The following is a 15,125-nucleotide window of genomic DNA, read 5'->3' on the forward strand; positions in this document are numbered from 1 at the left end:
TATAAAATAATAGATTATTCTTAACCTAAGAATTAATCTTTAGTCAATTTACTATCATACCAATTGACATTAGGTTTAAAATTTTTATTTAAGAAATTTTTACGTTGCTTTTCCAAACTTTGAAGCATTTTAGTTCTTCTGTTTTCATATTGTTTTTTCGCTAAAACGGCATCGTATGTTGAATCTATTTGTGGGATATTCGCATTGACGCTTGATAGATACGTATCTAACTCTGTTCTCAATTTTGTTACTACGTCAGTATTACCAGCAAGAACATTTTGTTTTTCTGCGGGATCGTTTGTTAGATTATAAAGTTCATCGCGTCCATCTTCCCAATAGTGAATCAATTTCCATTCATCACGTCTTATAATACTCACAGGTTCACCTCCTTGATTTCCATAGTGTGGATAATGCCAAAACAAAGCTCTACTTTCTACAGATTCTCCTTTTAACAAAGGCACTAAACTGATTCCATCTATTTTTTGAGTTGGTTTAAATTGAACTCCTGTTAAATCCATTAAAGTAGGGTAAAAATCTACACCTGAAACTGAATAATCAATTGTTTTTGGTAGGTTTTTTAGTGTTGGTATTTTAATGAAATAAGGCTCTCTTATACCACCTTCCCATTGATAACCTTTTCCTCCTCTTAATGGTAAATTGGAAGTAGAGAATGCATCACCACTAGCTACACCTCCATTATCTGACGTGAAAACAATTATGGTATTTTCATCTAAGTTTAATTCTTTTAATTTGTCTAATACTAAGCCCACGGCATCATCCATAGTTTCCACCAATCCCGCATATACTGGATTATCTTGAACTGTTCGAATAGGTAAAACCCGTTCCATTACGAAACCAGAGTCAGGAATGCCTTGTTTTTCGGCTTTGTTTCTGTATTTGCTCCATTTATCTTCTGTGGTTTGTATGGGGCCATGTACGGCATAAAAAGATAGGAAAGCGAAAAAAGTGGTATCTTTATTATCCGTTATAAAATCAGCTGTTTCTTGAGCTAACCGCATCGTTAAACTTTCACCATCGTGTTTAGCCATCAATTTAGGATTCTCCCATGGAGCATAATATCCACCTCTAGGTGATCCTACTTTCCATCCTCCTATATTGATATCAAAACCGTTATTTTCTGGTGTTGAAGGTGCATCTCCCAAATGCCACTTACCAGCAAAAAAAGTTTTATAACCGCCTTGTTTCATGGCCTCTGCTAGAGTAAGACTATTTTGATCAAGCTCATGTTTATAAGATGCGGGTAGTAATTTAGTATTTCGGCCTTGATTTCTCCATTGTATACCTGAGGCTGCTCCTATCCAATCTGTAATACCATGACTAGCCGCAAATTGACCTGTCATAATACTGGCTCTTGATGGACTACAGACTTGGCATGCGGCATAACCTTGATTGAATACAACTCCTTCATTTGCTATACGGTCTATGGATGGTGTTTCGTAATAACTACTGCCAGTGTAACTCAGATCATTTACACCTAAATCATCCGCTAAAATAAATACTACATTTGGTTTTTTAATTACCTTTTCTATTACAGAATCTTTTTGCTTACAGCTACTTATAATTATAACTGTAAGGCAAAGACAACGTACTAAAACCAATATTTTTTTTAATTTCATAATTATTGAGTTTATAGAATCCATATAATATTTTAGGGTAAAACTAAAAAAATCTAGTTGTAATTTTATGTTTTATAAGTTATTTGCCGATACAATATGTATTAAGCCTTGTAAACACTAGGGTGTTGAGGTTGTGGGTGTAAAAAAGATGTACTCTTTTGGTTGCTTTTGTTAGATTTTTTTCTGTTAACAACTAAACTCTAATTCGATTCAGATTTTTAAGACTCTACTTTAAACGTTTTATTTTGAATCGTAACATCATGGTATAAAATTGTTCGCTAACATTCTAAAGAATTTAACTTTTATATTTTTTATTCTGATAGTTTCTCTTTATAAAGTAAAATCAACAGCGTTAAAGTGGGTTGACAACTCTTTTTTGGCCGAAAAATAAAAACTTTTTATACTGTGATTATTGAGGAAAGATATGGTAGGCTGTTTTAAATGAACCAGATAGCATATTATATAATGAATTCTTCCAAAAAAAATTCCTAACTTTAAATGGTAATTTGAGCTAGTAACATTTTTTATTTAGCCACATTAAGCTCATTATATATTGAACGTTAAACATAAGAAAGGTAATTACGAATAATTAGTATCAAAAATGTTAAGCCCGCGAAAATTCGTTATTGGAGATATACACGGTCATTACGATGAACTAATGGAACTTTTTGACCGCGTGAAATTTCAATTTAATAACGATATTCTTGTTAGTCTTGGAGATTTGGTTGACCGGGGGCCAAAACCTTTGGATGTAATAGAAAAACTGATGCAAGTAAAAAATTTCACGCATATTCTAGGAAATCATGATGAATGGTGCTATCAATATTTAAAAAACAGTCAAACCCCAATTGCATGGACATCGCAAGGTGGAGCAATCACAATGAATGCTTATAAAGAAAATCCGGAATTAAAAGAAAAGCATATTGAGTTCTTTGAAAAAGCAAGATTATATTTTATTGATACAGACTCAAGACTTTTTGTACATGGAGGATATAACCCAAGAATTCCATTTCAGCAACAAAAAAACAATAAGGAAACACTTATTTGGGACAGATCATTGATATCGACTGCTATGGAATATGAGCAGACAAATTTAAGTTTTAATGAATTCACAGAAATATTTGTTGGTCATACTCCAACTCAGTTTATTGGACAATCCACACCAACCAAAATTTCAAATTTGTGGATGCTTGATACAGGGATACATCAATCAGGTAAACTTACAATTATGAATGTGGAAACAAAAGAATACTGGCAATCGACGTCAAAAGATAATTCAATAAACATAAATAAACAGCATGGATAGTTACGCATAGTTTTATTAATATTACAAGAAAATTATTAATTCCATTGATTTTCCATTAAAATTCCATTGTGGTAACGTTATTCTTGATTTACTTTTGTTGAGAAGTTTTTTGATAAAAATACTAAAATGAATAAAAATTCGAAAACAACGAAAAGCAAATTGCCAGTAAGTCCATTTATTGTCTTATCGACGATTGAAGGTGTAGAAAGCAAAATAGTAATGAATAAGGATAAAATAATCATTGGGAGATTAGCCGATCTAAATGACATTGCACTTTTACCAGATCCGCAACAATTAGTCACACGTTATATGCACTGTTCCGTTGAAATTAAAAACTGTACTTCTTGGGTTGTGGATAATGCTAGTAAAAATGGGACTTTTGTCAAACGAAGAAGTGTTATGCAAAAAGTGAAGGGAGAATTTAAATTACAAGATGGTGATGTAATAATGATATTATGTAGCGTGGGTGCAAGTGAGCCACCAAAATACTGGGAATTACTTTATACTGATCCCTTAGCAACTGAAAATGTTGAATATTACACGTCAAGTTTAGTTTATGATTGGATTCAGGCTAAGTTGTTTATTACTAAAAAAGGAGAACTAACAGAAGTTAGTTCTTTAACACCAATGGAACATAAACTTCTAAGGTATATGGATCAAAAAAATAAATCAAATGATAGTGTTCCCGTCATGTGCACTTATGATGAAATAGTTTCTGCACTGTGGGATGATGCTTATTCGCATACTACAAATGATGTAAATCATATTGTAGCAGCGTTGCGAAAGAAAATTGAAGACAACCATAAAACCCCAAAATTTCTAATCAATATAAGAGGTATGGGGTATAGACTAAATACTAATCCATAATAATATAACTACGAATGCCCATTTTAAAAGAAGGTCAAAATATAAACGAAACTTATGAGGTTGAACGCTTTTTGGGAGAAGGAGCTTTTGCTGAAGTTTACCGGGTGAAGCATAGATTTCTTGGAAGACAGGCAATGAAAGTTTTTAAAGCCTTGGGCATGACGATTAATGAGATTGAGACTATGCTTAGCGAAGCAGTACTTTTGTCCCAGATTGGACATCCTAATATTGTTAGGGTATTTGATGCAAATATCTCAAATTCTAAAAAAGGAATTTTTGGTTTTTTTACTATGGAATATGTTGCAGGAGGTAGTCTAGATAAATTCTGGCAGTCTTATGCCGAGCGTATTATACCTGTTGGTGATACCGTACAGATAATAAAGGAAATATGCCTTGGTTTGTCCGTTGCACATAGCGAAACCCCGCCAATCATTCACCGTGACATTAAGCCTCAGAACATTCTTATTGGCTACGATGCAGAAGGAATAAGGGTCCGTGTGTCCGATTTTGGTTTAGCGAAACACGTTAATCCACTAACGCTTCTTGCGAGTGCAAAAGGAACAAGAATCTTTAAATCTCCTGAAGTTTTTAAAAATAACAAATTTGATTCATGTACAGGTGATGTCTGGGCAATTGGTTGTATTTTATATCTTTTACTGACCGATCGCTTACCATTTGCTGAAATTACAGAAACTGATTTTTTTGATTATTCAAATTTTGAAGTCCCAGTAATTCCACCAAGTAGGTTAAATTTATCCGTTAATCCATTACTCGACCAAATAACCCTGAAAGCCTTATCAATTGACCCGGCAAATAGATATATGAATGCCATGGACTTTCTAAAGGACTTAAAAAGATGGAAACCATCAAAAATTTCAGAAAATAGAAATATATACTCAAGTTCTCATGGGCTGACAAAATCTGCTCTGGGAAATCATACGCCTATTGACGAATCTGATGCGAATAATTTACTTAAACAGGCTTTAAATATCAGTAAGCATTCGAACAAATTAAATGAGGCCGCGGATTTATTAGAACAGGCCTTTTTAAAATGGCCTAATTATAAAGACAAATATGAGTACCTTATGAAATTATGGAGAAAGGGAATATCAAGATAAACTAGCTTAAATTGTATTAAATCGGAAACTATGGTATCAAATACAAACAATAGTAAAAATGGATGTGAAATCCTGATTCAAGCTGCTGTTCCAGAAATTTACAGAGTAAATGCTTTTCGAATTTCTGGTCTTAATGTAAACTCAAGTACTCGTGAAATCACTAGCCAACTTCGGAAAAACCAAATGTTCGAAAAATATGGAGATGTTTCGGTAAAAAATGATAGTCCTTTCCCAATTGTGCCGTCGCCAGACAATGACCAAATACGCCTTGCCTTGCATAGATTGCGTGACCCTGAAACTCGTCTAATCGATGAATTTTTCTGGTTTTGGCCTCATAGTTTTGATTCTGCCAATACTGATAAAGCCTTGGAGTTCTTATCGAAAAATGATATAAAATCGGCCGAGAATATATGGATCAAGGAGGAAGCTACTTTAACAGAATCAAATGTTTCAAAGCACAATTTGGCAATACTGTCACATCTACAGGCACTTGATTATGAATTAAATGGACAAGGCATCACAAATAGTAAGTTAGAAGAATATTGGGAAAATGCTTTTAAACGCTGGAAAGTGCTTTTCGACCATGAAGGATTTTGGAGTCGTCTGACAGCCAGAGTTCGAGAAATGGATGATCCTAGATTAACCACCGGATTTATTAAAAGATTAAGAGAGTCACTCCCATCTGCTATTTTGCAAATAAATGTAAAAATAGCTTTAAACGCTGCTGAAAAAGGCGACATCGCCAAGGCAAATCGCCACATCCAATTTGTAAACGAATCAGGGTTTGGTTCTGATGTGGGTTTAAGAGCAATAAATAAAGTTATTGAGCCTGTAAGAAATAGAATCAAAATCATTTGTAAAAGATTTAATGACGTACCCTATACCAATCCTCAAACTGAACTAAATGCAGGTAAAAAAATAATTGAAGAAACAAAAACTGCATTAAAAATATTGGATATTTTATTACCTGATAAAAGCCCAATACGAGAGGGTGCACATGATGAAATAGGCCTTACGGCATTAGGTTTTATTATCGCCTACAGTAATAAAACAGAAGATGATCTGGAGGACGCTCTAAAAATACTGGAAGATATTAAATCTATAGTACTTGGTGAATCTGCCGTTTCAAGGGTCAGCCAGAATTATGATATTATAAAGAAGAATTATGATTCCAAAAGAATCTACAATACCTGTTTCTTTTGCAAAACAAATAAACCTAATGGAAAATCATCGATTGAACAACCGATGCACGGTGAAATAGAAAAACAGCTCTTATATAATAGTATAACATGGAGACATTTAACCGTAAAAGTTCCTCGATGCGAACAATGTAAAAAGGAGCACCAAAAGGAAGATACTATAATCACATTAGGTGTAATTGCAAGTATTATATTAGGTATTTTGTTTGCAAGTCTTTTTTCATCATTCTGGGTATTTGTAATTCTTGCAACTATCGGAATTGTTATGAGCATAAGACTTGGTATTAAATCGAACAAAACAGCGGGTCGTAGTACTTTCAAACAATTCCCTGAAATAAAAGAACTTCTTGCCAGAGGATGGACCTGGGGAGCAAGTCCCCCTCAAAACTAAAATTTTAATAATTATGAATATAATTAAAAGAATACAACAGTTTAAATATCCAAAAGAGTTTCGGGTAATCCCAGTTAAGTTACATTACGATACGATCAATAAATTAGAAGACCTTATTAATGGTTTTTCGCTGGAACAAAAGACTAATCCTGAGCAAGAATTTAATCCTGAAAAGAAAAAAGCATTTTACGCTGAAGTTTCAATTGGGGCGTGGCGATTAAAGAAAAAAATGACAGATCCAAAAAATCAACAACCTCTTGAAGAAATGGGCAAAGCTTATCGTCATCTAGAATCAATAATGCTCACGCTGGAAAAAGAAGGAATTGAAATTAAAGACCATGATGGGCAACCATTCGATTCAGGCTTATCGATAAAGTCGCTCGCTTTTCAACCTACTCCAGGAATCAAGGATGAAACTATGATAGAAACAATAAAGCCGTCCGTGTATTATATGGGTGAACGAATTGTAATGGGCGAAGTAATTGTAGGTACACCAATTTAAGAGTAGAATATTAACAATAAAATATAAAAAGCATGAAAAGTATGACAATAGATTATGGGATCGACCTTGGAACTACAAATAGTACCATCGCAAAATTGAATGGAACCGATGCTGAAGTATTTAAAAATAATGAAGGATTTGAGTTTACCCCTTCTGCAATTTGGATGGATTCAAAAGAAAGGTTGCATGTTGGTAGAAGGGCTAAAGACAGACTTGAAGATGATAGTGAGAATGCTTTTAGCGAGTTTAAACTTCAAATGGGGACAAATACCAAGTACACCTTTGAAAGAAATGGAAAGAGCTATAGTCCTGAAGAACTTTCTTCGTTGGTGCTAAAATCTTTAAAAGATGATGTGCGAAGACAAATGGGTGTAGAGGTCAATTCTGTTGTAATAACCGTGCCAGCGGCATTTGAACTTCCTCCTTGCAATGCGACCAATACTGCTGCAGAACAGGCAGGTTTTACAAATCATCCGTTATTACAGGAGCCAATTGCAGCTGCAATGGCTTATGGTTTTCAAAGTAGTAGCGACAATAAATTTTGGATGGTATATGATTTTGGAGGCGGGACCTTTGATGCTGCAATTGTCCAAATAAAGGACGGGCAAATTGAAGTCATAAATCATGGAGGAGACAACGGACTTGGCGGGAAAAACCTTGATTGGGAGATCGTAAATAAAGTTCTGGTTCCAGCCGTTATGAAGGATGTGAAACCTAAGAACTTTACACGCGATAACAAAGAATATAATGGTGCATTTGCAAAGTTAAAGGCAGAAGCGGAAAAAGCAAAAATAAGGTTATCGTTGGAAGATTCGGTTGAGATAATAATTGATAATTTATATAAGAATGAAAAAGGTGAGGCCGTAGAGTTTACTTGTGAAATATTTAAATCGGATTTTGAAAAATTGGCAAAACCATTTATTACTCGTTCAATCAATATTTGTAAGCAAGTTTTAATAGAAAAGAGGCTGGGCACTTCAAACATTGAGAAAATGATTATGGTTGGAGGCACTTCATTAATTCCGTTTTTACGTGATATGCTAATGGATCCGAACGAAGGATTGGGCATCCCTCTTGAATCAAGTCTTTATCCAATAACAGTTGTTGCGAAGGGAGCTGCTATTTTTGCTGGTACTCAAATGGCTCCTAATACAGAAAACGTGGAAGTAAAAAATGATGAGTTCTTGCTTGAATTAGATTATCAACCAGTTGGATCGGATACAGAGCCTCCAATAGGGGGTAAAGTTGCTACGGATAAGGAATTGGATTTTTCAGAATATGACATAGAATTTGTTAATAAAACTGTCCGTCCGGAATGGAGAAGTGGTAAAATAAAATTATCTGCCAAAGGCGGGTTTGTAAATCAATTATGGGCGGAAAAAGGTAAGAAAAATGAATTCAATATTGAACTTTACAACGGCTCAGGAATTAAACAAAAGACAATTCCAGAAACCATCTCGTATACTTTTGGCGTTGTATCAGCTGAAGCCCCATTAATCCATTCAATTGGTATTGCAATGGCAAACAATGAGACGGATTTTTTACTTAGAAAAGGAGTTTCATTACCAGCAAAAAATAGAAGCTTCCATAGAACCATCGGTGAAATCAGAGTTGGACAAAATGAAGATGTTATTATGATACCAATTATTGAAGGAGAGAATCAACATCGTGCAGATCATAACAGATTAATAGGTTCTCTTAGTATTTCTTCAGATAAAATTAAAAGAACATTGCCCGCTGGTAGTGAAATTGAAATTACTCTAGTTGTGGATACTTCCAGATTGGTAAAAGCAAAGGCGTATATACCTATCCTTGATGAAGAATTTGAAGTGGATGCAAATCTTATAATAGAGCCAGGTAAAATTGAAGAAATGGTTTCTGACTTTTCCAAGGATAAGGATAAATATAATAGCCTAGTTGAAAAAGCAAAAAAGGAATCAGATTCCAAGGCAAAAGCAATTTTAGAACAAATTGAATCAGAAAACATCATAAATGAAATTGATTCTCTTTTAGAATCAGCGAAGGTCGATCCCGATTCAAGGAATAAAGCTAAAAACAGGATGCTTGATTTTAATACAATTCTGGACTATGCTGAAGATGCCGTAGCATGGCCTGCATTGGTAACTCAAGCCCAAGAAATAATTAGGGATACAAAAAAGCTCGCGGAAGAATATGGAACGGGAGATGATAAAAATAAAGTTTCATCACTTGAAAAAGAAATTGAAACAGCAATAGCAGAAGGGGATCAGGATTTACTTAGAAGAAGAATAAATCAAATGAATGGGTTTTATTGGATTCTTCTTAGACAACAACCAGGCTTTTGGGTAAACTGTTTAAATTATGCAAAAGAGAACAAAAATACAATGAGGGATAAGACCGAAGCTGCTCATTTAATCATCCTCGGAGATAGGGCAATTCAAAACAATGATGTTGAAGGATTAAAAACGGCAGTTCAAAGTTTATATGATTTATTACCGGTTGTTGAGCAAGAAAAATTAGGATTTGGTGGTAGTACAGTTAGGGCTTAATATTTATTTTAGAAATTGGTACAATGAAAAAATCAGAACAAAATATCAGTATGGTATCCGATTCATTAAATAAATTGTTATTTGATCATTATTATTCGTTAGCAACTGAAGCAGTTAGTAAAGGTAATTTTTCATTGGCAAATAAATATATCTCTGGTTTAACTGATACGAATGGAGATGATCCAATTTTATTGGATTTACGAGCGAAAATTTATGCACAGCAAGGCAAATTAATAGAAGCTGGATCTTTATGGAAAAAATGTGTTACGCATGATCCTGAAAATAATAAATATAACGAAGCATTAAGCAGAATTAATAAATTACAAAAAACGAAAGTAACTTGGCGTCTTAGACTGGCCAAAATAATTGGAGCAACCTTAACCATAGTACTTATTTTATTCCTATTAGTCTTCATTTACCAAGGTAGAGATGAAAAAAAATCGAAGCTCGAAATGCTCCAAAAGCAACAATCGGTTATTCTTGAACGAATTGACAATAGCCTTATTGCAAGTGAAAACACACAAGCAGACAGCTTAATCTCTATAGTTGCTAAAGAAATTGAGGAGGTGGATGGAATTAGTTTTGAAAAAAACAGTATGGAATTACTTATTAAGTTTAATGAAGGTTTATTCAGTAATGGTATCAAATTTAAACATTCACAGGAATCTACAATTAAGCAATTGGCAAAGGTGTTAGAGCGATATTCTGGTAATACCATTATTATGATTCTTGGTTGCTCTGATAATATTCCATTAACTGATAGTATTTGGTTCAAAAGCAATCATGCTCTCGGGTTAGCCAGAGCAAATTACATTTACAATACCTTCTATCAAAACAGCAGAATCCTAACTGAAAATTTGATTTTTGGCAGTATAGGTGATACGAATACCCCTTTTTCCAATGACAGTATGGAAAATAGAATGAAGAACAGAACTGTAGTTATAAAAATAATTAGGAAAAAATAATTGTTATGTGTTATTCAGTAGGAGTAAAGTTAGCATGGGAAATTAGCAGCTATGAAGCCGCAAATAAAAAATCGTCAACTATTGAAATTGATCATATAATGCTTGGGATATTGTCTCTTGACAAATTTCAGAAACATATAAAATTAGAATCAAAAAGAGATCGTGAAAAATTGAACTTTGAGAAAGATAGTTTATACCACATGCTCACTTCTTTCAATTTAAATATTAAAACTTTACGTAGAAAACTGAGAGACATTCTTCCAAACGGTAATGGTTTGCCATCTAATAACATTTTTCATAGGAGCGAGGATTGTAAAAATATGTTTGCTGAGGCAATTTGTTTTGCTAATAATCATTTAAGCTTAAAATACCTATTTCTTGCAATTATTTTGAAGAACTCATCATATTTTAGAACTATGCTTATTGATAAAAATGTAGATATTAATAAGCTTAAATCAAAAATTATGTTTTCATTTTATAAAAACAATTAGAGGCACTCATTTAAACTTTTTTGGATTATAACTAAAATTCAGAATTAGTTGTATACTAAAGAAATGTTAAAGAACCATATTAATCACTAATTCACAGTACCCATGTCAGAAAGAACAAAACTAACATCCCATGAAATTGAACAGCAATTACTTGAACTCAAGAGATTGATTGAAACAGAACCCGCCCCTCCATCTCCAGAACCAATTGAGGGAGAGATTTTTATGAAGCAAGTTCGTTCAGATACAGAAATATGTGGGACTATGGCAAACATTATTCTTTTGGCTCATCAGCAAAAAAATTATGAAAATATAGGTTATGCAGATACAAAGATAAGTGAAATGGAACAGGATCCAACATGGTCACACCCCTTGATAAAACGTAAAATTGAATATTTGCGAAAAATGCATACTATTGTTATTAACAATCAGTCTGCTGGCTGTATGATTGCATTATTGATTAGCTTTAGTCTATCTTCTGTTGGCTATTGGCTTATGATTTAAAATAATATATTAAATACCTAAAAGCAATAATGATAGTTGTTGGAGGATAACAATCAAGGATAAGACAAACGTCTGCTTCATGAAGGGTGAACACAAGCAATTTAATCTATATTAAGGATTAGTTTAAGATTAATAAAATAATTGAGCATCAATTAACCTGAAAAATTTACAATAATCTATGTCAGAAGAAAATAAACTAACTCATCAAGAAATTGAACATCAATTAAGTGAACTGCTGAAATTGATTGTAACAGAACCCAATCTGCCAACTTCGGATGGGCAATTTTTTTCTCAAATTCGTAAGGATTTGATTAAGTCTACATTTAGATCATGTAATCACGAGGGAGAATTGATTTTAACCATTCATCATCAAAAAAAATATGAATATATTCGAGATATTGCTGTGCGTTTACAAAATATGGAACAAGGTTCATTTGGGGCTCATCCTCAATTAAAAAGCAACATCGGACATTTACGGAAAATGCTTAACCTTATAAATGATGATCCTCAGGTTACTAGTTTAATTAATAATCCCAAGACAGTCAGTGTAAATGATAAACCTGCCACCGGTTGCATGGTTGCTTTATTGATCGGTTGTGGTCTATCTTATGCTATCTACTGGGCTATATATTTAATTTAAAATTATTACTACTTCCCAATACAGAAATTAGCAAAGATATTTCCAAGTAAATCCTCGTTGGTAACTTGCCCGGTTATCTCTCCTAAATAGAGTAGAGCTTGGCGGATGTCAATGGCAATTAAGTCGGAACTTAAATCATTGTCAATGCCATTTTGTATGTTTTTAATTTCTACTAATGCCTTATTCAATACTTCAAAATGGCGACTATTACTTACTATAGTTTGATTATTACTCAATGCACCAATGTTTGAAAGTTGAGTTAATTGATTTTTTAATTCTGTTATTCCTTCTTTCTCTTTTGCAGAAAGGAACAAAGTATTCGGAATTATTTTTTCAATGTAATTTAATTCATTTTCAGAAAGTAAATCCGATTTATTGGCAATAACCAGTATTTTTTTGTCAGGAAACTTTGTGGCCACTTTTTCTATTTCCTTGTTTATTAATTGTAATAAGTGAGAACTTTCCTGTTCGTTTTTCTTTCTAATAATAGAAGCATCAAACAGATAAATAATCAACTGGGCATTAGCTGTTTTTTCATAGGTCTTTTTTATTCCTATATTTTCAATTTCATCTTTAGTGTCTCTAATTCCAGCAGTATCAATAAAACGATAAGCTACACCTTCTATAATCAATTCATCTTCAATAGCATCTCTAGTTGTACCTGCAATAGAGCTAACAATTGCTTTTTCTTCATTGAGTAAAGTATTTAATAAAGTAGATTTACCGACATTAGGCTCGCCGATTATAGCCACAGGAATTCCGTTTTTTAGTACATTACCATAAGCAAAAGATTCAATCAATCTTTTTAGTACATTAGAAATTTTAGTAATCAACTTTTGAAAGTCATCTCTATTGGCAAACTCGACATCTTCTTCAGAAAAATCAAGTTCCAATTCAATCAAAGAAGCAAAATTTAAAAGGTCCTGTCGTAAGTCTTCTATTTCATTAGAAAAACCACCACGCATTTGCTGTATTGCAATTTGATGTGAAGCTTTAGAATCTGAAGCAATTAAATCAGCCACTGCTTCTGCTTGGCTTAAATCCAATTTCCCGTTCAAAAAAGCACGCAAAGTAAATTCACCAGCATCAGCCATCCTGCAACCATGTTGTAAAATGAGTTGAATAATTTCTTGTTGAATGTACTGAGAGCCGTGACAAGAGATTTCTACCACATCTTCACCTGTATATGATTGTGGATTTTTAAAAAGAGAAATTAGAACTTCATCAATAACACGATCTCCATCTATGATATGCCCTAAATGAACAGTATGTGTTTTTTGATTGATTAATTTTTTATTGTGAATAGACTTAAAAAATGAATTAGCTATTGAAATAGCATCATTGCCTGATAATCTTATAATAGCAATGGCTCCGGAACCAGATGGAGTTGCTAACGCAATAATGGTATCTTGAGTATTCATAGTTTCTAGACAAAAGTAGCAATTTCTCTTGTTTTACGGGCTTTTAGTAAGGTTATGTTGTAACATTTTTTTAAATATACCGTCTAATTAGTAAACAAACACTCTAAAACCTAACATCATGAAACAAAACAATCAATTATTAGTCATTACGCATTTAAGTCAATTATTAGATTTAGTAACTCTTGTTGGTGGATTTTTAGTACCGCTTTTTATATGGCAAACCAATAAGAACAAAGTTTACACTATGGATGAACATGGTAGGTCTATTATTAACTTTAGATTAAGCATGCTAATTTACATGGCAATCTGTATACCATTAATACTATTTTTTGGTCTAGGTCTACTTGGTTTCTTAGTAATTGGCGTTTTTTATTTTATTTTTCCAATAATAAATGCCGTAAAAGCAAGTAATGGAGAACAGCCAAACTACCCATTTTCCTTAAAAATAGTATAAACTGAAAAAATATTTGAAAACTATTTTATATAAATTTTCAATGTATTTTTAACGAAATTAGAATTTTACATCAATAAACTAGATGTAAAATTCTAATTATCAGTTTTTTACATAAAATTTAAAAAACTACCCATTTTCCGTGATTTTTAAAAACACCCAGTTACACTATTGACTGGTATTGCCACAGTACATACATTTGCTTTGTAATATTATGATATAATAGAATAAGAAATACTACGTTATATTATCATAATACTAAAATTAGGGGAGAAAGGAGAGAAGTGAAAACTGTGAGTGAAGATTCACATCTACAAGTAGCTTTTCTCCTTCTATTAAACTGAAAAAGTATTAAAACATAAAAGCATTACTCTTAGGAGTTCAACTCAGGGGAGAAAGGAGAGAAGTGAAAAGTTAAGTATGAGCTTAACACTACAAGTAGCTTTTCTCCTTACTATTTTATAAAAGTTCCGTTCTATTTTTTATCTCAAAGTTTTATTGTGTATTCTTTATTCAGAATATGCTGTTAACCATGTACCTTGGCTATTTTACCCCCTTTTTTCATCAACTTAGCTTCATAAGCCAATAAATCATTCCATTTTTTATTTACGATTTCTTTATCCTGATATTTTCGAGCAAAACCTAAGAATAGTGTATAATGATTGGCTTCAGAAATCATTAAATCTTTATAAAAATTAGATAGTTCTTTGTCTTCTAAGTTTTCTGAAAACACCTTAAAACGTTCGCAACTCCTTGCTTCTATAAGTGCGGCAACCATCAAACGTTGAATTAATGCTTCAGTTCTATCTTTAGTTTTTACAAAATAAGATTGTAAGTCTTTAGCATAATCATTTCGTTGTGCCCTGCCTAATACCATTCCTCTGGCTTTCATTAGGTCATGCACCATTTTAAAATGTTGCATTTCTTCAATGGCAATTTCGCTCATGGCAGATACCAACTCGGTTTCTTCAGAATAATTAATAATGATAGAAACCGCATTAGATGCCGCTTTTTGTTCTAAAAAAGCATGATCTGTTAATATTTGCTGTAAATCATTTTTAGCAATTTCTGCCCAGGAAGTTTCTGTTTCAAATTTGAGTCCTAACAT

14 protein-coding genes are annotated in these 15,125 nt (G+C 32.9%); 11 read left to right on the plus strand and 3 right to left on the minus strand.

The window, feature by feature from the left end:
- Window positions 1-32: 32 nt before the first annotated feature.
- Entirely contained in the window at window positions 33-1,637 is a 1,605-nt protein-coding gene (locus U5A88_RS02550; protein WP_354203485.1) for a sulfatase, read from the minus strand.
- 601 nt (window positions 1,638-2,238) lie between these two features.
- Here U5A88_RS02550 and U5A88_RS02555 point away from each other — a divergent pair.
- The 10 genes from U5A88_RS02555 (at window position 2,239) to U5A88_RS02600 (ending at window position 12,145) form a co-directional block, all read left to right on the plus strand.
- Window positions 2,239-2,943: a metallophosphoesterase family protein gene (locus U5A88_RS02555; RefSeq protein ID WP_354203487.1), complete on the plus strand. Its 705-nt coding sequence runs from the start codon at window positions 2,239-2,241 to the stop codon at window positions 2,941-2,943.
- A gap of 126 nt (window positions 2,944-3,069) precedes the next feature.
- A complete protein-coding gene (locus U5A88_RS02560) occupies window positions 3,070-3,810 on the plus strand; it encodes a winged helix-turn-helix domain-containing protein (protein WP_354203489.1) in 741 nt (246 codons plus the stop codon).
- Window positions 3,811-3,824: 14 nt separating this feature from the next.
- Window positions 3,825-4,928 (plus strand): serine/threonine-protein kinase, encoded by a 1,104-nt coding sequence (locus tag U5A88_RS02565; RefSeq protein WP_354203491.1) that lies wholly within the window; start codon window positions 3,825-3,827, stop codon window positions 4,926-4,928.
- Between the two features lie 30 nt (window positions 4,929-4,958).
- A complete protein-coding gene (locus U5A88_RS02570; RefSeq protein ID WP_354203493.1) occupies window positions 4,959-6,518 on the plus strand; it encodes a hypothetical protein in 1,560 nt (519 codons plus the stop codon).
- A gap of 13 nt (window positions 6,519-6,531) precedes the next feature.
- Window positions 6,532-7,020 carry a nucleotide exchange factor GrpE gene (locus U5A88_RS02575; RefSeq protein ID WP_354203495.1) on the plus strand — a complete coding sequence of 163 codons (489 nt, stop codon included), beginning with the start codon at window positions 6,532-6,534 and terminating at the stop codon, window positions 7,018-7,020.
- Between the two features lie 32 nt (window positions 7,021-7,052).
- Complete coding sequence (locus U5A88_RS02580; RefSeq protein ID WP_354203497.1) at window positions 7,053-9,548, plus strand: Hsp70 family protein; 2,496 nt, start codon at window positions 7,053-7,055, stop codon at window positions 9,546-9,548.
- Window positions 9,549-9,571: 23 nt separating this feature from the next.
- Complete coding sequence (locus U5A88_RS02585) at window positions 9,572-10,513, plus strand: OmpA family protein (RefSeq protein ID WP_354203499.1); 942 nt, start codon at window positions 9,572-9,574, stop codon at window positions 10,511-10,513.
- A 5-nt stretch (window positions 10,514-10,518) separates the two neighbouring features.
- The gene (locus U5A88_RS02590; protein WP_354203501.1) at window positions 10,519-11,004 is read left to right on the plus strand and encodes a Clp protease N-terminal domain-containing protein; all 486 of its coding nucleotides are present in this window, start codon (window positions 10,519-10,521) and stop codon (window positions 11,002-11,004) included.
- 102 nt (window positions 11,005-11,106) lie between these two features.
- Complete coding sequence (locus tag U5A88_RS02595; RefSeq protein WP_354203503.1) at window positions 11,107-11,505, plus strand: hypothetical protein; 399 nt, start codon at window positions 11,107-11,109, stop codon at window positions 11,503-11,505.
- Between the two features lie 178 nt (window positions 11,506-11,683).
- Window positions 11,684-12,145: a hypothetical protein gene (locus U5A88_RS02600; RefSeq protein WP_354203505.1), complete on the plus strand. Its 462-nt coding sequence runs from the start codon at window positions 11,684-11,686 to the stop codon at window positions 12,143-12,145.
- An 8-nt stretch (window positions 12,146-12,153) separates the two neighbouring features.
- Here U5A88_RS02600 and mnmE read toward each other — a convergent pair whose 3' ends face one another.
- On the minus strand, window positions 12,154-13,566 hold the full coding sequence (mnmE, locus tag U5A88_RS02605; protein WP_354203507.1) for a tRNA uridine-5-carboxymethylaminomethyl(34) synthesis GTPase MnmE: 1,413 nt from the start codon (window positions 13,564-13,566) through the stop codon (window positions 12,154-12,156).
- A gap of 118 nt (window positions 13,567-13,684) precedes the next feature.
- Here mnmE and U5A88_RS02610 point away from each other — a divergent pair, with 118 nt between their 5' ends.
- Window positions 13,685-14,020 carry a DUF4870 domain-containing protein gene (locus tag U5A88_RS02610; RefSeq protein WP_354203509.1) on the plus strand — a complete coding sequence of 112 codons (336 nt, stop codon included), beginning with the start codon at window positions 13,685-13,687 and terminating at the stop codon, window positions 14,018-14,020.
- A 523-nt stretch (window positions 14,021-14,543) separates the two neighbouring features.
- On the opposite strand, the gene miaE is transcribed toward U5A88_RS02610, so the two are convergent.
- Window positions 14,544-15,125 (minus strand): tRNA-(ms[2]io[6]A)-hydroxylase, encoded by a 582-nt coding sequence (gene miaE, locus U5A88_RS02615; RefSeq protein WP_354203511.1) that lies wholly within the window; start codon window positions 15,123-15,125, stop codon window positions 14,544-14,546.

Origin of the sequence: Aureibaculum sp. 2308TA14-22, assembly GCF_040538665.1 — a bacterium.
Taxonomy (GTDB): domain Bacteria; phylum Bacteroidota; class Bacteroidia; order Flavobacteriales; family Flavobacteriaceae; genus Aureibaculum.